Origin of the sequence: Microcella humidisoli (assembly GCF_024362325.1) — a bacterium.
Classification (GTDB): domain Bacteria; phylum Actinomycetota; class Actinomycetes; order Actinomycetales; family Microbacteriaceae; genus Microcella; species Microcella humidisoli.
In genome coordinates this window covers 1,106,522-1,127,211 of record NZ_CP101497.1, presented here as the reverse complement: position 1 = coordinate 1,127,211, position 20,690 = coordinate 1,106,522, and the positions used below count along the sequence as shown (strand labels likewise).

The window sequence follows — 20,690 nt, the reverse complement described above, 5'->3', positions numbered from 1 at the left end:
CGGTCTACCCTCAAAGGGGGCACGCGACGCGCTCGGTCGACCGGCGCCGGATGCTCAGTGCACGAACTCCAGGAGGTCGACGCCGAACGCGCGCAGAGCATCCATCACCCGCAATCGGCGGGGCAGATCGGTGTCGTCGAAGTGCACCGAGACCGCGTAGGCGAGACCCGCACGCGGACCGCGCAGAATGCCGGCCTCGCTGCGCACACCGACGTCGGTGCCCGTCTTGTTGACCATCCACGTGTTGTGCTCGACCCCGCGGTGCGAGAGCGGGTCGCGGCCGAAGGCGCTCGCGACCATCGACAGGTCAGCGTTGAGCGAGAGCCAGCTGAGCACGCGCTGGCTCGTCACGGGATCGATGATGTGGCCGTTCGCGAGGGCCTGAAACAGCCAGGCGAGCTCGGCGGTCGATCCGACCGAGAGCTGGGGAGCGTCGTCGGGGCCCCGAACATCGCGCACGCGATCGAGCAGGGCCGTGCGCACGAGTCCGAGCTTCTCGGTGCGCGAGCGCACGGCATCGAGCCCCACGTGGCGCAGCAGCACGTTCGTGGCGAGGTTGTCGCTCGTCGCGCCGACGAGGGCCGCCAGATCGGCGATGGGAAACGCGGGCGCCTGCAGGTGCTGCCAGATGCCGCTGTCGGCCACCGCGTCCGCCGCCGCACGATCGGCGATCGCGAAATCGCTCACAGTGCGATCGGTGAGGCGCGCACTCACTTCGATGAGCAGGAGGATCTTGCCGATGCTCGCCGTCGGCAGCACGATGCGCTCATCGACCGCGAACACGCTCTCGCCGGTCTCGATGTCGACGACCGCCACCGAGACGCGCGCGCCCTCGAAGGCCACGGCGCCCAGCGCCCGGTAGGCCGACCGGAAGGTCGGCTGCCGCACCGCGGCGAGATGGCGCGCTCGGCGGGGGGTGCCCGCCCGAGCGCCCCGGTCACGCGTCAGCGGCACATCTACCAAATGGTGACCCGGTGCTCGGGGGCGAGCCACAGCCCGTCGTCGGGCGTGACGCCGAAGGCCTCGTAGAACGCGTCGATGTTGCGCACGATCTGGTTGCAGCGGAACTCGTTCGGCGAGTGGGGGTCGATCGAGAGCAGGCGCAGCGCCTCCTCGGGACGGATCGCGATCTGCCAGGCCTGCGCCCACGACAGGAAGAATCGCTGCGCGGCCGTGAGCCCGTCGATGACGGGCGGCTCGGCGCCGTCGAGCGAGAGCAGGTAGGCCTTCCACGCGATGCCGAGGCCGCCGAGGTCGCCGATGTTCTCGCCGATCGTGAGCGCGCCGTTGACGTGGTGGCCGGGCGTCTCGGCCGGTTCGAGAGCGTCGTACTGGGCGATGAGGGATGCGGTGCGCGCCTCGAACGCCGCCCGATCCTCCTCGGTCCACCAGTCGTGCAGCCGGCCGTCGCCATCGAAGCGCGAGCCCTGGTCGTCGAAGCCGTGCCCGATCTCGTGGCCGATGACCGCGCCGATCGCGCCGTAGTTGGCCGCCGCATCCCGCCCCGCCTCGAAAAACGGGAACTGCAGGATCGCCGCAGGGAACACGATCTCGTTGAAACCGGGGTTGTAGTAGGCGTTGACCGTCTGCGGCGTCATGAACCACTCGTCGCGGTCGATGGGCGAGCCGATCTTCTTCAACTCGCGCGCGAACTCGAACTCGCCCGCCGCCTGCACGTTGGCGAGCAGGTCGTCGGCGCTGATCTCGAGCGTCGAGTAGTCGCGCCACCGCTCGGGATAGCCGATCTTGGGCGTGAACTTCTGCAGCTTGTCGAGGGCGCGCTCGCGGGTCTCGGGCGTCATCCAGTCGAGAGTCTCGATGCTCTGCCGATAGGCCTCGATGAGGTTCGCGACGAGATCGTCCATCGCCGCCTTGGCCTCGGGCTGGAAGTGCCGCTCGACGTACACCGCGCCAACGGCCTCGCCCATCGCGCGCTCGACGAGAGCGACGCCGCGCTTCCACCGCGCGCGCAGTTCGGGCGCGCCCGTGAGCGTGCGGCCGTAGAAGGCGAAGTTCTCGTCGACGAACGCACTCGAGAGGTAGGGCGCCATCGAGCGCACGACGGCGAAGCGCAACCAGTCGCGCCACTCGGCGAGGTCGCGGCCGGTGAGCTCGGCGGCGAGACCGCTCGTGAAGTCGGGCTGGCGCAGCACGACCTCGGCGAGCGCCGAGGCGGGGATGCCGTAGCCGTCGCGCCAGGTGGCGAGGTCGACGCCGACGGCACTGCCCGCCCACGCGTCCCACGTGGTCAGGTTGTAGGTGGCCTGCGCGTCGCGGTTGCGCACCTTGTCCCAGTGGTGCCCGGCGAGGGCGGTCTCGAGCGCGATGACGCGCTCCGCCCGTGCACCGGCGTCGTCGAGGCCCGCGAGCCCGAGCATGCGCTCGACGTGCCCGCGGTAGGCGGTGCGGGTCTCGGCGTGCGCCTCGTCGCGGTAGTACGACTCATCGGGCAGGCCGATGCCGCCCTGCTCGACGAAGACGAGGTAGCGCTCGGGGTCGCCCGGGTCGTTGTCGACGAAGAGCTGCACGGCGCCGGCGACGCCGCGGCGCTCGAGGCGTCCGAGCGTGGCGAGCAGGGCATCCACCGAATCGATCGCGTCGACCTCCGCGAGCAGGGGCGCCAACGGCGCGGCGCCGAGGGCCTCGATGCGGTCGGCATCCATGAAGCTCGCGTACAGGTCGCCGACCTTCTTCTCGAGCGTGCCGGGCTCGGCGGCCTGCGCCTGCTCGATGATCTCGCGCACGGCCTTCTCGGCCTCTTCCGCGAGGATCATGAACGAGCCGTAGCGCGCCTTGTCGGCGGGGATGGGCGTGCGCGCGACCCAGCGCCCGTTCACGTGCCGGTAGAGGTCGTCTTGCGGCCGGATGTCGGGGTCGAGTTCAGCGCGGTCGATGCCGCTCGCGAGCACGTCAGTCACGCGGGAGAGCCTAACCGCACGGCCTGCGGTGAGGGCGGTTCACCTGCACAGCATCAGCCGTGAACGGGGGTGGATGCCCGCCGCGCCCCCGCGGCCGCCCCCACGAGCACGGCCAGCGCGAGCGCCGCGAGCACCCCGGTCGCTGCCGCGACCCCCCAGAGCGCGCCGCCCACGCCGGCGAGCGGATACGCCACCGCGTACCAGGCGTGCGAGGTCGAGAAGCGCGCCGCGAACACCGCCGGCCGGTCGCCCGGCGCGACGTCGCGACGGATGAGCCGAGCGCTCGGCGTGCTGACGGCGGAGGACGCGGCGCCGAGGGCGAACCACAGCACGCCGAGCGCGACGAGGTCGAGCCCCGGGCCCGCCTCGACGGCAGCGACGAGGCCGAGCGCCACGATGACCGCCACGGCGCCCGCGGTCATGACCGCGCGATCGCTCACTCGGCGCAGCATCGCGGGCAGCACGAGGGCGAGCACGATCGACCCGAGACCGAAGAGCGCGAGCGCGACGGCCAGCGGCGCCACGACCTCGTCGGCCCCGCCCTCGAACCGCAGCGCGATGACGACCGTGTTGACGAGCACGGTCGCGTAGACCGCGGCCACGACCGCGTCGAGGAGGGCGAGGAACCGCGTCGACTCGATGGTGCCGATGAGGCGCACGCCGCGCGCGAGGCGCGCGACGAACGGCTCGCCCGTCACGGTCGTGCGCAGCTCGAGCCGCGAGAGCAGAACCGCCGCGAGCGAGGCGGCGAAGCCGAGGGCCGTGATCGCGAACAGCCACGCGGGCGGCAGCACGAGCACGAGAGCCGCCGCAAGCAGTGGGCTCACGAGCGACTCGAGGTCGTAGGCGAGCCGCGAGAGCGACTGCGCGGCCGTGTAGTCGGCCTCGTCGGGCAGCACCTCGGGGATGGCGGCCTGGAAGGTCGGCGTGAACACCGCCGAGGCCGACTGCAGCAGCAGGATCGCGAGGTACAGCTGCCACGCCTCGGTTACGAGCACGAGCGAGAGCGCGATGACGATGCGCGCGGCGTCGGCACCGACGAGCACCGCCCGGCTCGATCGGCCGGCGAGCAGGGCGGTCGCGATCGGCGAGACGACCACGTAGGTGGCGATGCGGATCGTGAGCGCGATGCTGAGCACGAGCCCCGCGTCGTCGCCCGCGATACGGGCGGCGAGCAGGGCGATCGCGACGGTGAGGATGCCCGTGCCGAGCAGCGACGCGACCTGCGAGGCGAACAGGGCGGCGAAGCGGCGGTCGCGCAGCACCGAGAGCATGAGCCGATGCTACGGGCGGCTACCGTGGCGAGGTGACCAGCCGCCGCGCGCTCGACCGTGACATCCTGCGCCTCGCCGTACCCTCGCTCGGCGCACTCGTCGCCGAGCCGCTCTTCGTGCTCACCGACACCGCGATGGTGGGGCACCTCGGGGCCGAGCCGCTCGCAGGCCTCGGGCTTGCGAGCACGGTGCTGCAGACCGCGATCGGTCTGCTCGTCTTCCTCGCCTACGCCACGACGCCGCTCGTCGCTCGGCGGCTCGGCGCGGGCGATGCGCGCGGCGCGCTCGCGGCCGGCATCGACGGGCTGTGGCTGGCGCTCGGCATCGGCGTGCTGCTGCTCGCGCTCATGGTGCCGCTGAGTCCGCTCGTGATCGACGCGTTCGGGGCCGACCCCGCGGTCGGGGACGCGGCGCTCGAGTATCTGAGCATCGCGTGGTGGGGCATCCCGGGCATGCTGCTCGTTCTCGCCACGACCGGCATGCTGCGGGGGCTGCAGGATGCCCGCACCCCGCTGCTCGTCGCCGCCGCGGGCTTCGGCGCGAACATCGCCCTCAACGCCGTGCTCATCTACGGGCTCGGGCTCGGCATCGCCGGTTCGGCGATCGGCACGGTCATCGCGCAGTGGGGCATGGCGGTCGCGCTCGTCGCCGTGTGCGTGCGGCACGCGCGCGCGGCGGGCGCTGCCCTGCGGCCGGGCCGCACCGGCATCGAGGCGGCGGCGCGCTCGGGGTCGTGGCTGCTGCTGCGCACGCTGAGCCTGCGCATCGCCCTCGTCACGACGGTCGTCGTGGCGACGGGGCTCGGCACGCCCGAGCTCGCCGCGACGCACGTGTGGTTCGCGGTCTACAGCCTGCTCGCGCTCGCCCTCGACGCGCTCGCCATCGCCGGCCAGGCGCTCATCGGCCACGGGCTCGGGGCGGCGCAAGTCGAGCGCGTGCACGCCATCACCCGGCGGCTCGTCGGCTGGGGCGTGCTGACGGGCGCCGTGCTCGCGGTGCTCGTCGCGGCGGGCATCCCGCTGCTGACGATCGTCATGACGTCGGATGCTGCGGTGCGGTCGGCGCTGCCCCTCGCCCTGGGAATCCTGGCCGCCGGCCTGCCGCTCGCGGGGTTCGTGTTCGTGCTCGACGGCGTGCTGATCGGCGCGGGCGATGCCCGCTACCTGGCGTGGACGGGCGTGCTCAACCTGCTCGTGTACCTGGCGGTGCTGCCGTTTGTCGCGGGACTCGCTCCCCTGCTCGCCGCCTTCACCTTCGCCTACCTCGGCGCCCGCGCGCTCACCCTCGGGCTGCGAGCGCGCGGGTCGGCGTGGATCGTGACGGGCGTGGCCTGACGGCGAGGGCTACAGCCAGTCGCGGCGCTTGAAGGCCACGTACAGACCGACGCCGAGCAGCAGCATGAGCCCCATCGCGAAGGGGTAGCCGAACACCCACTCGAGCTCGGGCATGTACCGGAAGTTCATGCCGTAGACGGTGCCGACGAGCGTCGGGGCGAAGAGGATGGCGGCCCACGAGGTGATGCGCTTGATCTGCTCGTTCTGCGCCACGCTCACCTCGGTCATGCGGCGCGTGATGAGCGTCGACTGCGCCTGCAGGGCCTTGTCGAGCAGCGTGCGGAACGCGTCGGCCCGCTCGCCCGCACGATTGACGTGGTCGAGCACGTCGCCGAGATGATGGCTGAGGTCGAGATCGACGCCGTACTTGTCGCCTCCGCGCTGCAGCGCGCCGATGATGCCGATGAGCGGCTGCACCGCGCGCTGGAACCCGATGACCTCGCTCGAGAGGTCGTAGATGCGGCGCGTGAGAATGTCGTGCTCGGCCTCGCCGAAGAGCTGGTCCTCGATCTCGTCGATGTCGTTCTCGAGCCCCGCGATGACCGGCTCGTACTCGTCGACGACCTCATCGAGCACGGCGTAGAGGATGGCTTCGGGGCCCTTCGCGAGCAGCTCGGGGTCGGCCTCGAGGCGGTCGCGCACGAGGGCGAGGTCCGGCGATTCGGCGTGCCGGACGGTGACGACGAACTGCGGGCCGACGAAGACGTGCAGCTCGCCGAACTCGACCGTCTCGGTCTCGTCGATGTAGCGCGCGGTGCGCAGCGCCAAGAAGAGCGTGTCGCCGTAGCGCTCGAGCTTCGAGCGCTGGTGGCCCTTGAGGGCGTCTTCCACCGCGAGGTGGTGCAGGCCGAACTCCGCGGCGACCGATTCGAGCTCGTCGACGGTCGGGCGGTAGAGCCCGATCCAGGCAACGCCGCCCGTTGCTCGCACGACCTCGTAGGTCTCGTCGAGGCCGACGACGCCGGGGCGACGCACGCCCTCGACGTAGACGGCGCTATCGACGACGGCCACGGGCGACCCTCTGATCGGCGACGGTCACGCGCTCGGTTTCGCGGCGTCGTTGTCGGCCGTCGCCTGCTCGTCGCCCGCGGGCTTCTTCACTTCGCCACGGAAGATCGTGATCGACTGCCCGAGGCTGCGGGCGAGCATCGGCAGCTTGGGCGCCGCGAACAACAGCAGCACGACGAGCAGCAGGATCAGTCCGTGCCAGCCGGTGAGATTTGACCCCATCAGGTGTCCTCCTTCTCGTGCGCGCTCAGCGCAACTGGCCGAACGCTTCGGCCTTCTTGATCGGGCCCGCGATGAGAATCGTATCCCCGGGCTCGATGACGGTGTCGGCGTCGGCGTTGCACCACTCGGCATCGCCGCGCTGCACCGCCATGACCGTCACGCCGTGCTGCTTGCGCAGGTCGGTGTCGCCGAGTCGTTTGCCCTCCACCACCTTGTTGGGGCCCATCTTGACGATCGCGTAGTCGTCATCGACCTCGATGTAGTCGAGTGCCGCACCCCGCACAAGGTGCGCGACGCGACGGCCCATCTCGTGCTCGGGGTAGATGACGTGCTGCACGCCCAGCTGCGTGAGGATCTGCCCGTGCGCGTCGCTCACGGCTTTCGTCCACAGGTGGGGGATCTCCATGCGGAGCAGAATCGACGTGGTCAGGATGCTCGACTGCACGTCGGATCCGATGGCGACGACGACGCGGTCGAACTCGTTGACCGCGAGCTGTCGCAGCACCTCCTCCTTCGTGGTGTCGGCGCGCACGACCTGGGTGAGCTGCCCGTTGAGCGACTGCACGATGTCTTCATCGGTGTCGATCCCGAGAACCTCGGTGCCCGTCGCCATGAGCTCGAGCGCGATCGCGCGGCCGAAGCGGCCGAGGCCGATGACGGCGACCGAGTCGGCCTCGGCGATGCGGGTGGCGCGATCGCGGCTGAAGAGGCGGGAGTTAACCAATGACGGGCCTTTCCTTGGGGAGCTCGTAGAGCACCTTGCGTTGCTTCAGCACCAGGGCGGTGCCGAGCGTCAAAGGGCCAAGGCGGCCCAGGAACATGAGGATCATCAGGATGATCTGCGCGGCCGGCGGAAGGTCAGCGGTGATGCCGGTGCTGAGGCCGACGGTGCCGAAGGCCGAGACCACTTCAAACAGCAGCACGTCGAGGTCGAGGTGGGTGATGACCATGAGGGCGATGGTCGCGCTCATGACCGCCGCCATCGAGAGCAGCGTGATCGTGATGGCCTCGCGGTGCACGGCGCGCGAGAGACGCTTTCCGAAGATGTTGACGGCCCCCTCGCCGCGCAGCTCAGTGATGATGATGAACAGCAGCACGGCGAAGGTCGTGACCTTGATGCCGCCCGCGGTGCCGGCCGGTCCACCGCCGATGAACATGAGCACGTCGAGGCTCAGCCAGGTCTCGCTCGTCATCTGCCCGATGTCGACCGAGTTGAACCCCGCCGTACGCGCCTGCACCGAGTGGAAAAACGACACGAGCACACGGTCGGTGACCGAGAGCTCGCCGATCGTCGCGGGGTTGCTCCACTCGAAGACGGCCACGACGACGGTGCCGAGCACGAGCAGCAGCACGGTCATGGCGAGCACGAGGTTGGTGTTCATGCTCCAGTGCAGGGGCCTGCGCAGTTCGCGGCGAAGTTGCAGCAGCACCGGGAACCCGAGACCGCCGAGGATGGTCGCCGCGCACATCGGCAGCACGATGATCGGGTCGGTCGCGAAGCCGATCATGTTGTCGCTGAACGGGGCGAAACCGGCGTTGTTGAACGACGAGATGGAGAGGAAGACGCCGCGTCCGAGTGCGGTCGGCAGCGCATCCCCGTACGACAACCAGAACTGCAGGGTCAGGATGACCGCCACGACCGCTTCGATGATGAGCGAGGTCAGCACGATGCCGCGGGCGAGCCGCACGGCGTCGCCCGTCGTGACCGCGCGGTTCTCGGCTCCCGCAATCATTCGCCCGCGCAGCGAGACGCGCCGCAGCAGGGCGAGGCCGATGAGCGAGGCGACGAGCATGATGCCGAGGCCGCCCACCTGAATGAAGGCGACGATGACCGCGTGGCCGAAGGGCGACCAGACCGTTGCCGTGTCGACCACGATGTGGCCCGTGACGCACACCGCCGAGACCGCGGTGAACGCCGCCTCGAGCAGCGTGACCTCGACACCGGGCGCGTGCGAGATCGGAAGGGCCAGCAACAGCGTCGCCACGAGGATTGCCCCGAGGAATCCGACGACGACGGCCTGGGGCGGGTTCAATCGGATGCGGTGGTTCGAGCGTCGCTGGGGCGCCCTCGTAAGAGGCACCCGCAGACTCTAGTCCTGTTGCGTTGCAATGCAAGTCCGCTGGCAGACGCAGACGGCGACGGGCGCCCGAGCCGAAGCCCGAGCGCCCGTTCGCGGTGCGGTGCGGCTCAGTGGCCGACGGCGTCTTTCACGTCGTCGCCCGCCTGCTTGAGGTTGGCCTTCACCTGGTCGGCGTTGCCCTCCGCCTCGAGGCGCTCGTTGCCGGTGAGCTTGCCCGCGGCCTCTTTCGCCTTGCCGCCGAGCTCTTCGCCCTGGTGCTTCATCTTGTCTGCTGCATCATTCATGGTCGACTCCTTGTCGTCGTCGGTGTTCGCGCCGATCTCGTGAACCGGCTCGTTCCACGGTCGCACCACCGGCACGAACGCGCACCCCCTTGACAGGTCGTGACGAGACGTCTACCGGGCCGAGTCGGCGCGCGGGGGCGCCGTCGTCGTGCCGAGGCGCAGCTCGCTCGTGAAGGCCACGTCGGCGACGGGTTCGCCCGCGAGGGCGGCGAGCGCCATGCGCGCCGCCGCTCGGCCCTTCTCGACGATCGGCTGCACGAGGGTCGTCAGGCGGTGGATGCTGAGCCCGTCGATACGCGCCCCGTCGAAGCCGAGCACGCTCAGGTCGTCGGGCACGGTCAGGCCGAGCTCGTCGGCGGCCTGAATCGCGCCGAGGGCGAGCAGGTCGCTCTGCGCGACGATCGCGGTGAGCTCGGGATTCCGCTGCAGCAGCGCGAGCGCCGCCCGGTGGCCCTCGTCGATGAGGCTGCCGGCGGCGACTTCGGCGGGGGCGTCGGGGTACACGTCGCGCACGCCGGCGAGCCGCTCGAGCCCCGTGTAGGCATCGCTCTCGGCCTCCCATTCCGCGGTGAGCGGGCCGCGCGTGTGCGCGCGATCCATCGGCAGCGTGATCACGCCGACGCGGCGGTGGCCGAGTGCGTGCAGGTGCTCGGCTCCGGTGCGCATGCCTGCGCGGTTGTCGAGGTCGACGCGGTGCATGCCTTCGCGCTCGCGCGCCTCGACGCCGATGAGCGGCACCTGGCGCTGGCTCAGCACCGCGACGGCGGGGTCGAGGTCGGTGCTGCACCCGAGCAGGAGCGCAGCATCCATCGAGGCGTCGCGCAGGCCGCCGACCGGGCGGTCGTCGCTGTCGGTGAGGAGAAGGAGGCTGTAGCCGGCTTGGCCGAGCTCGTCGGCGATGCCGTCGAGCAGGGCGACCATCATGGGGTCGCTGAAGGCATCGCGGATGCGGTCTTCGATGACGACGGCGATGATGCCGCTGCGCCCCGTGCGCAGGCTGCGCGCGCGGGGGTCGGGGCCGCCGTAGTTGAGCTCGCGCGCGGCGGCCAGCACGCGCTCGCGGGTGTCGTCGGCGACGGGGCCGGATCCGCTGAAGGCGAGCGAGGCCGTGGATGCAGAGACGCCGGCGCGCGCCGCGACGGCCGCGAGGGTCGGCCGCGCCGTCTCGTCGGCTGCGGGGAGAGCGCGCGTTGCCGGGGTCGTCATCGGCTGTTACTGTAGTCGAACTCTGCTATCGAATCGATTCGACTCGCCAGCCCCACCCCGGGCCTCCGCCCCACCCCACGCTCTCGAAAGGCCGCTGTGTCCACCTCCACCGGCACCCTGCCCACCCTCGCCGCCTGGCGCATCGCCGTCTTCGCTGTCTTCGCCATCAACGGCCTCGCCATGGCCACCTGGTTCGCGCGCACCCCCGCCGTGCGCGACGCGCTCGACGTGCGCACCGACGAGTTCGGCATCCTCATCATGGGCATGGCCGGTGGGTCGATCATCGGGCTGCTCGCCTCGTCGCACGTCATCGCACGCATCGGCTCGCGCACGACGATCCTCGTCGCCCTGCTCTCGAGCCTCGGCGCCCTCGCCCTCATGGGCATCGGCGCCGCGACGCTGCAGAGCTTCGCCGTGACGTTCATCGGTCTCATGGTCTTCGGAGCCGCCTCGGGCATGACCGACGTGGCCATGAACGTCGAAGGTGCGGCCGTCGAGCAGGCGCAGGGCCGCAGCATCATGCCGTGGTTCCACGCCTCGTGGAGCCTCGGCACCATCACGGGAGCGGGCATCGCGGCGGGCGTCAGCGCCCTCGGCCTCGGCGTCGACGTGCACACCGTGCTCATGGCCGTGCTGCTCGGAGCGGGCGCGCTCGTCGTCGTCCGCTTCCTGCCGAAGCACCGGGCCCTGCCGGGCCTTGACGATGACGGCGACGGCCCCGCCCGCACGACGTTCGCCGAGCGCATGGCGATCTGGCGCGAGCCGCGCACGCTCATCATCGGCCTCATCGTGCTCGGCATGGCCTTCGCCGAGGGATCGGCGAACGACTGGCTCGCCCTCGCCATGGTCGACGACCGCGGCGTCGATGAGGCCACGGGCGCGCTGTACTTCACCCTCTTCGCCACCGCTATGACCATCGGCCGCATCGGCGGCGTGTGGGTGCTCGACCGCTTCGGGCGCGTACCCGTGCTGCGGGCCTCGGCCCTGCTCGCGATCGCCGGTCTCGCCGTGCTCATCCTCATCGACTCCCCCGTCGCTGCCGCGATCGGCATCGTCGCGTGGGGCCTCGGCGCCTCGCTCGGATTCCCCGTCGGCATGTCGGCCGCAGCCGACGACCCGGCGAAGGCCGCCGCGCGCGTCTCCGCCGTCGCGACGGTCGGCTACTTCGCCTTCCTCGTCGGCCCGCCGCTCATCGGGTTCCTCGGCGAGGCCATCGGGCTGCTCTCGGCGTTCTGGGTCGTGCTCGTGCTCATCGGGGTCGCCTTCATCGCGACGCCCGCAGCGCGCGAGAGCGGTTCGGCGGCGCGCGGGTCGGCTGATGACACGGCCACGCCCGCTTCCGACACAGCCGTGCCCGCCGAGGCCGCCGCCCCGGCTCAGGATGCCCGCCCCTAGGCTCACCGCATGACGAGCTCCGCCTCCGCACGCCCCGCTCTCCCCGCCGACCTCGATCTGACAGGCCGCGCGGCCCTCGTCACCGGGTGCGGATCAGCCTCGGGCATCGGCTTCGCCACGGCTCGCGCGCTCGCCGAGCGGGGAGCCCGCGTCGTCATGACCGCCACGACCTCCCGTATCGACGAGCGCGTGGCCGAGCTGGCCGCGCTGGGCTTCGAGGCGCACGGGGTGGTGGCGCGGCTCGAGACCGAGCAGGGCGCGACCGCGGCGGTCGCGGCTGCCGTCGCGGCGGTGGGCGAGCTCAGCATCCTCGTCAACAACGCCGGCATGGTGGCGGTCGGCGAAGAGATGCCGCGGGGCGACATCGGCATGAGCATCGACGAGTGGCGCAGCGCCGTCGACGTGAACCTGACGAGCGTGTTCCTGGTGACGCGTGCCGTCATCGCGGGCATGCGGTCGCAGGGCTGGGGGCGTGTGATCAGCGTCGCCTCGACGACCGGGGCCGTGCAGGCCGCGCGCGACGACCTCGGCTACGCCACGGCGAAGGCCGGCGTGCTCGGCTTCACGCGCGGACTCGCGGTCGACGAGGCGCGCACCGGCATCACCGTCAACGCCGTCGCCCCGGGCTGGATCGCGACCGGCTCGCAGCTGCCGCAGGAGGCGGAGGAGGGCGCGCTCGTGCCGCTCGGGCGCAGCGGCCGGCCCGACGAGATCGCGAGCGCGATCGCCTGGCTCGCGAGCCCGGGCGCGAGCTACATCACCGGCCAGCTGCTCGTTGTCGACGGCGGCAACGGCATCGCCGAGGAGCGCCGCCCCGGCCTCTGGGCCTGAGCCCGCCCGCCAAATGACGGAGATTAGCCTGTTCGAGGTCGGATAGCGGGCTGCTGGGTGCCGATCTTCCGTCATTCGGCAGAAACGTACGACCGTAGGCTGAGAGGATGCGCCTCGTCATCGCCCGCTGCTCCGTCGACTACGCGGGCCGGCTCAGTGCGCACCTGCCGCTCGCGACGCGCCTGCTCATCCACAAGAGCGACGGCAGCCTGCTCGTGCACGCCGACGCACTCAGCTACAAGCCGCTCAACTGGATGAGCCCGCCGTGCACGCTCGTCATTGACGAGCCCGACGACGACCAGCGCGAGGCCGGCGTGCTCGAACTCTGGCGCGTCACGCACGCGAAGACCGCCGACCTGCTCGTCGTGAGCATCCACGAGGTGCTGCACGACTCGGCGCACGAGCTGGGCGTCGACCCCGGCCTGCAGAAAGACGGCGTCGAGGCCCACCTGCAGAAGCTGCTGGCCGAGCACATCGAGCTGCTGGGCGAGGGCTTCTCGCTCGTGCGCCGCGAGTACATGACGGCGATCGGCCCGGTCGACATTCTGGCGCGCGACGCGAGCGGAGCATCCGTCGCCGTCGAGATCAAGCGCCGGGGCGGCATCGACGGCGTCGAGCAGTTGACGCGCTACCTCGAGCTCATGAACCGCGACCCGCTGCTCGCGCCCGTCGCGGGAGTCTTCGCGGCGCAGGAGATCACGCCGCAGGCACGCACGCTCGCCGAAGACCGCGGCATCCGCTGCCTGCTGCTCGACTACGACGCCATGCGCGGCATGGACGACGGGGTGCCCCGGCTCTTCTGAGTCTCCTCGATGAGCACAGCCGGCGCGCCTAGGCTCGACCCCATGCACCCCTACACGGCGATCCTGCTCGATCTCGACGGCACGGTCACCGATTCGGCTCCCGGCATCACGGACACGCTCGCCTACACGTTCGCCGAGCTCGGGCTGCCCATTCCCGACCAGGACGAGCTGCTGCGCTACGTCGGCCCGCCGATTCTCGACTCGTTCCGCGACCGCGCCGGCATGACCCTTGCCGAGCGCGAGCGCGCCCTCGAGGTCTACCGCGAGCGCTACCTCGACCGCGGCGCCTACGACGCGACCCTCTACGCGGGCATGGGCGAACTCGTGCGCGACATCGCCGCGTCGGGAATCCCGCTCAGCCTCGCCACCTCGAAGCCCGAGCTGCCGGCGACGCTGATGCTCGAGCACTTCACGATCGCCCACCACTTCGACATCATCACGGGGGCGTCGGCCGACGAGGTGCGCAGCGCCAAGGCCGACGTGGTCGCCGAGGCGCTGGTGCGATTGCGGGCGATGGATGCTGATCTCACGCGCCCCGTCATGATCGGCGATCGCGTGCACGACGTCGAAGGGGCCGCGGCCCACGGTATTCCGACGATCGCCGTGTCGTGGGGCTACGGCACCCCCGAGGAGTTCGCGCACGCCCGCGCCGTCGTGCACGACACCGACGAGCTGCGCGCCCTGCTCGGTCTGGCGTAGTCAGAACCCGTCAGCGCGCGAGTCGCTCGACGACCGCGCCGAAGACGCGCGGCAGCGCGGCCGCCGCGGGCACGATGAGCCCGCGCACGGGCGAGGTCGCGGCGGCGAGCAGCCCGGCGGTCAGCACGCGGAAGTCGCGCGTCGAGCGCGCCCACGCGCGCTCGTAACCGCGCAGGTCGTCGCGCGCGAGGCAGTCGGCGAGCACCTCGGCTTGCGCGAGACCGACGCGCAGCCCCTCGCCGGTGAGCGCATCGACGTACCCCGAGGCGTCGCCGACGAGCGCGACGCGGCCGGCCGTGCGGGCGCGCGTGCGCTGCCGCAGGGCACCGGCACCGCGCAGCGTGCTCGCCTCGGCCGCGCCCGCGAGCCGCTCACGCACGGAAGGGGCCTGCGCGAGCGCCGCCTCCAGGTCGAGGGGCCGCGGCGCGAGCACCGCCACGCCCACCGTGCCCTCATCGACGGGGGTGATGTACAGCTCGGCCTCGGGCAGGTAGGTGACTTCGACGAGGTCGCTCCACGGCGCGACGGCGAAGTGCTGCCGCAGCCCGTACCGGCGCCGGTCGCGCGATGATGCGCGCGCGGGCCGGTCGAGGCCCGCGGCCGTGCGCACGGTCGAGTGCAGCCCGTCGGCGCCGATGAGCCAGCGGGCGCGCATCCCGTCGACGGTCACGTAGTCGTCGTGCTGGGCGACCTCGTCGACGCGAAGCGCTCGCGTCTCGACACCGACCTCGGCCGCGCGGGCCCGCAGCGCGTCGTGTAGCACCGTGCGGCGCACTCCCCGGCCGGCCGCCGAGCGGTAGCGGTGGGTGACGGCGCGGCGCGCATCCTGATACCGGATGCCCCGCAGCGGGTGCCCCGCCGGGTCCACGCCGAGCCGGCCGAGGGCAGCGAGCGCCCCGGGCATGAGCCCTTCGCCGCAGGCCTTGTCGATCGTGCCGGACCGGGGCTCGAGCACGATCGCCGTGAGCCCGCGCGCGTTCAGCTCGAGCGCCGTGGCGAGGCCGATCGGGCCGCCGCCGGCGATGAGCACATCGGCGTCGAACGCCCTCATGTCGAGCGCAGCGCGGCGAGCGCGCGATTCTCGGTCGGGATGCGGAAGGCGAGCAGCAGCACGGCGTTGAGCACCGTGAACACGATCGCGGTGATCCACGCCGAGTGCACGAGCGGCAGCGCGATGCCCTCGATCGCGACGATCCAGTAGTTCGGGTGGCGCAGCCACGGCCAGCGGTACGGGCCGCGCGTCACGCGCGTCGCGCCCGGCACGACGATGACGCGCGTGTTCCACTGCCGGCCGAGCGAGGCGATGACCCAATAACGGCCCGCCTGGCACAGCAGGGCGATGACGAGCATGGGCCAGCCGAGCGCGCCGATGAACGGGCGGTCGAGCAGCACGACCTCGACGATGCACGCGAGCAGCAGCCCCGTGTGCAGCACGACCATGAACGGGAAGTGGCCTTTGCCGTGCTCGACCCCGCCCTGCGCGAAGGCGTGTGCCGCGTTGCGCTTCGAGATGACGAGCTCGACCAGGCGCTCGACGCCCGTCGCGAGCACGAGGGCGATGTACAGCACGACGCTCATGACCACTCCAATGCGACGATCTCGGCCGTGACCCCCGGCCCGAGGGCGAACAGCACGGCGCGCGTGCCCGCGGGGCGCGGGCCCACCTCGGCGAGCACGTGCAGCACGGCGGCCGACGACATGTTGCCGGCGCGGGCGAGCACGGCCCAGCTTGACGCGAGCGCGGCGGGCGCGAGGTCGAGCGCGGCGCTGAACGATTCGAGCACGCGCGGCCCGCCCGGATGCGCGATCCAGTCGTCGACGTCGGCGCGGGTCCAGCCGACCTCGGCGAGCAGCTCGTCGACCGCCCCGGCGAAGTTGCCGTCGATGAGCGCCGGCACGCCCGCGGCGAGCATGAGGCGGAATCCGCTCTCGCCGATGCGCCAGCCGATCATCTCGGCGCTCTCGGGGTAGAGGGCACTGCGGCTCGCGACGACTCGGGCGCGCGGCCCGGGCGATGCCGGCAGCAAGGGGTGCGCATCCCCCACCATGACGACCGCGGCGGCGCCGTCGCCGAAGATGCCGGTACCGACGACGTTGGCCATCGAGGGGTCGTCCCACTGCAGGGTGAGCGAGCACAGCTCGACGGCGACGAGCAGGGCGACGCCCTGAGGATGCCCGGCCAGGTAGTCGGCGACGCGCGCGAGCCCGGCGGCGCCCGCGACGCAGCCGAGGCCGAAGCTCGGAACCCGCCGCAGGTCGGGGCGGAACCCCATGCTCGTCGCGAGCTGCGCGTCGAGCGAGGGGGCGCCGAGACCCGTGACGGTCGTGAAGAACAGGTGGTCGACCTCGTCGACCCGCAGGCCCGCCTCGGCGAGCGCCGCCGTCACCGCGCGCTCGGCGAGGGGCAGGGCCAGCTCGGCGAACAGCGCGTTGGTGGCCGTGAAGCCCTCGATGCCGCGGTACTCGGCAAGCGGCAGAGCCAGGTGCCGGGTCTCGATGCCGCTCGCGGCATGGATGCGCTGCATGACCGCGCGAGCCGCCAGATCGTCGGTCATGCCCGCGGCAAGCTCGGCCGTGATCTCGGCCTGCGTGGCCACGTGCCCGGGCAGTACGGGTGCCACCGCCAGAATCCGAGCCATGCGCGAATGATGGCACACGCCCCTGCGCTCACGCGCAGGGTTGACACGGCCGCCCGGCGGCTACAGTCGAAGGGTCGGATCGTTCGCCGTCGAACTGCTCCTGGAGGAATCGCGTGCCTGCCATCATCGCCGAACTCGAGCCGTCGCTGCGCGCCCTGCAGGCGGGAGCCGAGCGTTGGGTGCGCATGACGATCAGCGAGCGACGAGCGGTGTTGAAGGCGGTGCGGGCCGCAACGCTCGAGGCCGCGCCAGCCTGGGTCGAGGCCGCGTGTGCGCTCAAGGGCATCGATCCGCGCAGCCCCGCGGCGGGCGAGGAGTGGTCGAGCGGTCCCTACGCGGTGATCACCGCGACAAGCGCGATCGAGAAGACGCTCAAGCTCGTCGAGAAGGGGCGGTCGCCCATCGACGAGGTCGAGCTCGGCACGGCACCCGGAGGCCGAACGACGCTGAAGGTCTTCCCGTACCTGACGAAAGACGTCGTGCTGCAGGGCTACGAGGCGACCCTCTGGCTGCGGCCGGGCGTCTCGCTCGACCAGGCACGGCGCGGCGTCGCCCGGGCCCTGCGCGACCCGAACCGCGCACCGCGCGTGACCCTCGTGCTCGGGGCCGGGAACATCACCGGCATCCCGGCGCTCGACGTGCTCACGGCGCTGTACCAGGAGGCATCCGCCGTCGTCGTCAAGCTCAACCCCGTCAACGCGGGCGTCGGCGCGGCCATGAAGCGGGCGTTCGCGCCCTTCATCGAGCTCGGTGTGCTGCTCGTCACCGAGGGCGGGCAGGAGGTCGGGGCGGCGCTCATCCACCACGAGGCCGTCGACGCCGTGCACATCACCGGCAGCCGCCACACCCACGACGCGATCGTGTGGGGCACCGACGTCGACGCCGAGAAGCGGCGCGCCGCGGGCACGCCCCTTCTGACGAAGCCCATCACGAGCGAGCTCGGCGGCGTCGGCCCGGCGATCGTCGTGCCGGAGGACGGCTGGTCGAGTGAGAACGTCGACGACGTCGCCCGCAACATCGCCACGCAGCGCCTGCACAACAGCGGCTTCAACTGCATCGCCACGCAGGTCGTCGTCATCCCCGAGGCGTGGCAGCGGGCCGACGAGTTCGTCGCCGCCGTGCGCCGATACCTCACCGCCGCACCCGAACGCCCCGCGTACTACCCGGGCGCATCCAGCCGCCAGCTCGCGGTCGTCACCATGCACCCCGATGCGGCCGTGCTCGGCGGCGACCCGAACGTGCCGCGCACGCTCGTCGACCACCTCGACCCCGAGAGCGTCGACGAGCACCTGTTCACGGTCGAGGCCTTCGCGCCCGTGCTCGGCATCGTGCGGCTGCCGGGTTCGCGCGATCCGGAGGCGTTCCTGGATGCCGCGGTCGCCTTCGCCAACGACCGCCTGGTCGGTCATCTGGGCGCCGGCATCCACATCCACCCCCGCACCCGCGACGAGCTGGGCGGCCGGTTCGACCGCGCGGTGGCGGAGCTGCGCTACGGCGCCATCGGCGTGAACGCCTGGACGGGCACGATCTTCGGCATGCCCGGTGCGAGCTGGGGCGCCTTCCCGGGGCACACGCTCGACGACGTCGGCAGCGGCATCGGCGTCGTGCACAACGCGCTGCTGCTCGACCCCGAGCACGTCGAGCGAACGGTCGGCACGGGAGTGTGGAAGCCCTCGCCGACCCCGCTCTGGTACGTCGACAACACGACCGCGAACGTCACCGCGCGCCGCCTGACGCGCTTCGCGGGCATCGACTCGTGGGCGATCGCCGCGCCCATCGGCGCCGCGGCGATCGACAGCTACCGGAAGGGCTGAGCATGAGCGAGACGACGCACACCGACGTGCTGGTCATCGGTTCGGGCTTCGGCGGCTCGGTCGCCGCGCTGCGCCTCGTCGAGAAGGGCTACTCGGTCACCGTGCTCGAAGCCGGGCGGCGCTTCGCCGACGACGAGTTCGCGACGACCTCGTGGAGCCTCAAGAAGTTCTTCTGGGCGCCCGCGCTCGGGCTGCTCGGCATCCAGCGCATCCATCTGCTCGACGACGTCATGATCCTCGCCGGGGCGGGCGTCGGCGGCGGCTCGCTCGTCTACGCCAACACGCTCTACCGCCCGGCGAGCGACGCGTTCTTCACCGACCGGCAGTGGGCCCACATCACCGACTGGAAGGCCGAGCTCGACGCCTACTACGACCAGGCCAGCCGCATGCTCGGTGTCGCGCTCAACCCCACGATCACGCCCGCGGACGAGATCATGCAGAAGGTCGCCGCCGACCTCGGAGTCTCCGACAGCTTCCACCTCACCCCCGTCGGCGTCTACTTCGGCGAGGGCGCGGGCGTCGAGGCGCCCGATCCCTACTTCGGCGGCGCGGGGCCCGCACGGCGCGGCTGTATCGAGTGCGGCGAGTGCATGACGGGGTGCCGCCACAACGCCAAGAACACGCTCGTCAAGAACTACCTGCACCTCGCCGAGTCGGCGGGCGCGGTCGTGCACCCGCTCACGACGGTCACGCGCGTCGAGCCGCGTGCGGGCGGGAGCTACACGGTCACCACCCGCCGCACCGGCAAGGGCCGTCGCACCGAGCGCACGTGGAGCGCCGACCAGGTCGTCGTCGCCGCGGGCGCGTGGGGCACGCAGCAGCTGCTGCACCGCATGAAGGCCGAGGGGCATCTGCCGGGCATCTCCGATCGGCTGGGCGAGCTGACCCGCACGAACTCCGAGGCCCTCGGCGGAGCATCCACCGGCCTGCGGCACTCCCGCGGCGTCGACATGACGCGCGGCGTCGCGATCACCTCGTCGATCCATCCCGACGAGCACACGCACGTCGAGCCCTGCCGCTACGGCCACGGCTCGAACGCCCTCGCCCTGCTGGCGACGGTCGCTGTGCCGGGCGGCGGCCGCACCCCGCGCTGGCTGCGCTGGATCGGCCAGTTGCTGCGCCACCCCGGACGCGTGTTCTCAATGATCTTCGGCATCGGCAGCTGGAGCCGCCGGTCGATCGTCGGGCTCGTCATGCAGAACCGCGACAACTCGCTCACGGTGCGCGCCGGTCGCGGGCCGTTCGGCGGCTTCCGGTTGCGGTCGAGCCAGGGCCACGGCGAGCCGAACCCCACCTACATTCCGCAGGCAAACGAGGCGTACGAACTCATGGCGACGCACATGAACGGCTACGCGCAGACGGGCATCAGCGAGGTCTTCGACGTGCCGATGACCGCGCACTTCCTCGGCGGGTGCCCGATCGGCGACTCGTCCGAGACGGGTGTCGTCGATGCCTATCACCGCGTGTTCGGGCACGAGGGACTGCACGTCGTCGACGGCGCGGCCATCTCGGCGAACCTCGGCGTGAACCCCTCGCTCACGATCACCGCGCAGGCGGAGCGCGCGTTCGCGCTGTGGCCGAACCGCGGCGAGGCGGATGCCCGCCCTGCGCTCGGCACCGCCTACGTGCCCGTGCCGCCCGTGCCCCCGGCGTCGCCCGTGGTGCCGGCCGGCGCGGTCGGCGAGCTGCGCCTTCCGGTGTCGCTGGGTCTGCCCCGCGTGCGCGCTCGCGCGGCGCACTAGCGCCGCCGCCCCTGTCGAGATGACCGCTCACGCCCTGACGCCGCAGGAGCTCGCCGCGCTGCTGTGCGCCGAGCTCGACCCGCTCATGACCCGGCACGGCTTCCAGGCTGGGCAAGCGGGCATCGGAGACGACGTCGGCATCGTCTACTGCATGCCACACGCGGAGTTCCGCGCGCGATTCCCTCGGCTTGCGCCGTCGATCGACCCCGACAACATCGGCGGGTGCACCGACCTCAACATCTCCGCGGGAGTCGGGCCGGGGTCTCGCCTCCATAACGTCCATCTCGACGGCGTCACCGTCGCCGAGCTTCTCGCAGTCGAGGGCGCAGAGTTCGAGGGCGACGCCTCGACGATCGCCCGGCTCCCGTCACCGCAGGGCGTGGTCGCGCTGCGCACCGTGCTCGAACGGCTGTTCGCCAGGCACATCGTCGAGTGACGCT

20 protein-coding genes are annotated in these 20,690 nt (G+C 71.7%); 8 read left to right on the top strand and 12 right to left on the bottom strand.

Annotated features, from left to right (window positions below; all coding sequences use genetic code 11):
- Window positions 1–54: 54 nt before the first annotated feature.
- The 3 genes from NNL39_RS05440 to NNL39_RS05430 are packed head-to-tail and all read right to left on the bottom strand — an operon-like array spanning window position 55 to window position 4,192.
- Window positions 55–963: a serine hydrolase gene (locus NNL39_RS05440; RefSeq protein ID WP_407665164.1), complete on the bottom strand. Its 909-nt coding sequence runs from the start codon at window positions 961–963 to the stop codon at window positions 55–57.
- Window positions 957–2,918: a M13 family metallopeptidase gene (locus NNL39_RS05435; RefSeq protein ID WP_255160673.1), complete on the bottom strand. Its 1,962-nt coding sequence runs from the start codon at window positions 2,916–2,918 to the stop codon at window positions 957–959. The genes NNL39_RS05440 and NNL39_RS05435 overlap by 7 nt, the downstream gene beginning before the upstream one ends.
- 53 nt (window positions 2,919–2,971) lie before the next feature.
- Complete coding sequence (locus tag NNL39_RS05430; RefSeq protein WP_255160672.1) at window positions 2,972–4,192, bottom strand: MFS transporter; 1,221 nt, start codon at window positions 4,190–4,192, stop codon at window positions 2,972–2,974.
- A gap of 32 nt (window positions 4,193–4,224) precedes the next feature.
- Between NNL39_RS05430 and NNL39_RS05425 the strand changes: the two genes are divergently transcribed.
- The gene (locus NNL39_RS05425; RefSeq protein ID WP_255160671.1) at window positions 4,225–5,526 is read left to right on the top strand and encodes an MATE family efflux transporter; all 1,302 of its coding nucleotides are present in this window, start codon (window positions 4,225–4,227) and stop codon (window positions 5,524–5,526) included.
- A gap of 9 nt (window positions 5,527–5,535) precedes the next feature.
- Here the strand turns inward: NNL39_RS05425 and NNL39_RS05420 are convergent, their stop codons facing one another.
- The 6 genes from NNL39_RS05420 to NNL39_RS05395 form a co-directional block, all read right to left on the bottom strand.
- Entirely contained in the window at window positions 5,536–6,537 is a 1,002-nt protein-coding gene (locus NNL39_RS05420; protein WP_255160670.1) for a magnesium and cobalt transport protein CorA, read from the bottom strand.
- Between the two features lie 24 nt (window positions 6,538–6,561).
- A complete protein-coding gene (locus NNL39_RS05415) occupies window positions 6,562–6,756 on the bottom strand; it encodes a twin-arginine translocase TatA/TatE family subunit (protein WP_255160669.1) in 195 nt (64 codons plus the stop codon).
- 25 nt (window positions 6,757–6,781) lie between these two features.
- On the bottom strand, window positions 6,782–7,480 hold the full coding sequence (locus tag NNL39_RS05410; protein ID WP_255160668.1) for a potassium channel family protein: 699 nt from the start codon (window positions 7,478–7,480) through the stop codon (window positions 6,782–6,784).
- Window positions 7,473–8,837: a TrkH family potassium uptake protein gene (locus tag NNL39_RS05405; RefSeq protein WP_255160667.1), complete on the bottom strand. Its 1,365-nt coding sequence runs from the start codon at window positions 8,835–8,837 to the stop codon at window positions 7,473–7,475. Before NNL39_RS05405 ends, NNL39_RS05410 begins: the two co-directional genes overlap by 8 nt.
- A 107-nt stretch (window positions 8,838–8,944) precedes the next feature.
- Window positions 8,945–9,121 (bottom strand): CsbD family protein, encoded by a 177-nt coding sequence (locus NNL39_RS05400; RefSeq protein WP_255160666.1) that lies wholly within the window; start codon window positions 9,119–9,121, stop codon window positions 8,945–8,947.
- A 111-nt stretch (window positions 9,122–9,232) separates the two neighbouring features.
- A complete protein-coding gene (locus NNL39_RS05395) occupies window positions 9,233–10,327 on the bottom strand; it encodes a LacI family DNA-binding transcriptional regulator (protein ID WP_255160665.1) in 1,095 nt (364 codons plus the stop codon).
- 96 nt (window positions 10,328–10,423) lie between these two features.
- Between NNL39_RS05395 and NNL39_RS05390 the strand changes: the two genes are divergently transcribed.
- The 4 genes from NNL39_RS05390 to NNL39_RS05375 all read left to right on the top strand — a co-directional run bounded on the left by NNL39_RS05390 (window position 10,424) and on the right by NNL39_RS05375 (window position 14,055).
- Window positions 10,424–11,722 carry an MFS transporter gene (locus NNL39_RS05390; RefSeq protein ID WP_255160664.1) on the top strand — a complete coding sequence of 433 codons (1,299 nt, stop codon included), beginning with the start codon at window positions 10,424–10,426 and terminating at the stop codon, window positions 11,720–11,722.
- A gap of 9 nt (window positions 11,723–11,731) precedes the next feature.
- Window positions 11,732–12,553 (top strand): SDR family NAD(P)-dependent oxidoreductase, encoded by an 822-nt coding sequence (locus NNL39_RS05385; protein ID WP_255160663.1) that lies wholly within the window; start codon window positions 11,732–11,734, stop codon window positions 12,551–12,553.
- 107 nt (window positions 12,554–12,660) lie between these two features.
- Window positions 12,661–13,356: an endonuclease NucS gene (gene nucS / locus NNL39_RS05380; protein WP_255160662.1), complete on the top strand. Its 696-nt coding sequence runs from the start codon at window positions 12,661–12,663 to the stop codon at window positions 13,354–13,356.
- A 42-nt stretch (window positions 13,357–13,398) separates the two neighbouring features.
- The gene (locus NNL39_RS05375; protein WP_255160661.1) at window positions 13,399–14,055 is read left to right on the top strand and encodes an HAD hydrolase-like protein; all 657 of its coding nucleotides are present in this window, start codon (window positions 13,399–13,401) and stop codon (window positions 14,053–14,055) included.
- A gap of 10 nt (window positions 14,056–14,065) precedes the next feature.
- On the opposite strand, the gene NNL39_RS05370 is transcribed toward NNL39_RS05375, so the two are convergent.
- From NNL39_RS05370 to NNL39_RS05360, 3 genes are read right to left on the bottom strand one after another with little or no spacing between them, the layout of a single operon-like run.
- Window positions 14,066–15,106, bottom strand: coding sequence for an NAD(P)/FAD-dependent oxidoreductase (locus NNL39_RS05370; protein WP_255160660.1), 1,041 nt, complete (start codon window positions 15,104–15,106; stop codon window positions 14,066–14,068).
- Complete coding sequence (locus NNL39_RS05365) at window positions 15,103–15,633, bottom strand: isoprenylcysteine carboxyl methyltransferase family protein (RefSeq protein WP_255160659.1); 531 nt, start codon at window positions 15,631–15,633, stop codon at window positions 15,103–15,105. The genes NNL39_RS05370 and NNL39_RS05365 overlap by 4 nt, the downstream gene beginning before the upstream one ends.
- Complete coding sequence (locus tag NNL39_RS05360; protein WP_255160658.1) at window positions 15,630–16,694, bottom strand: type III polyketide synthase; 1,065 nt, start codon at window positions 16,692–16,694, stop codon at window positions 15,630–15,632. Before NNL39_RS05360 ends, NNL39_RS05365 begins: the two co-directional genes overlap by 4 nt.
- Window positions 16,695–16,807: 113 nt before the next feature.
- On the opposite strand from NNL39_RS05360, the gene NNL39_RS05355 reads away from it, so the two are divergent.
- Genes NNL39_RS05355 through NNL39_RS05345 form a run of 3 tightly spaced genes read left to right on the top strand, consistent with a single transcriptional unit; the run spans window position 16,808 to window position 20,686 of the window.
- Window positions 16,808–18,508, top strand: a complete 1,701-nt coding sequence (locus NNL39_RS05355) for an aldehyde dehydrogenase family protein (RefSeq protein WP_255160657.1) — start codon at window positions 16,808–16,810, stop codon at window positions 18,506–18,508.
- A 2-nt stretch (window positions 18,509–18,510) separates the two neighbouring features.
- Window positions 18,511–20,250 (top strand): FAD-dependent oxidoreductase, encoded by a 1,740-nt coding sequence (locus NNL39_RS05350; RefSeq protein ID WP_255160656.1) that lies wholly within the window; start codon window positions 18,511–18,513, stop codon window positions 20,248–20,250.
- A 19-nt stretch (window positions 20,251–20,269) separates the two neighbouring features.
- Window positions 20,270–20,686 (top strand): hypothetical protein, encoded by a 417-nt coding sequence (locus NNL39_RS05345; RefSeq protein WP_255160655.1) that lies wholly within the window; start codon window positions 20,270–20,272, stop codon window positions 20,684–20,686.
- Window positions 20,687–20,690: the final 4 nt, after the last annotated feature.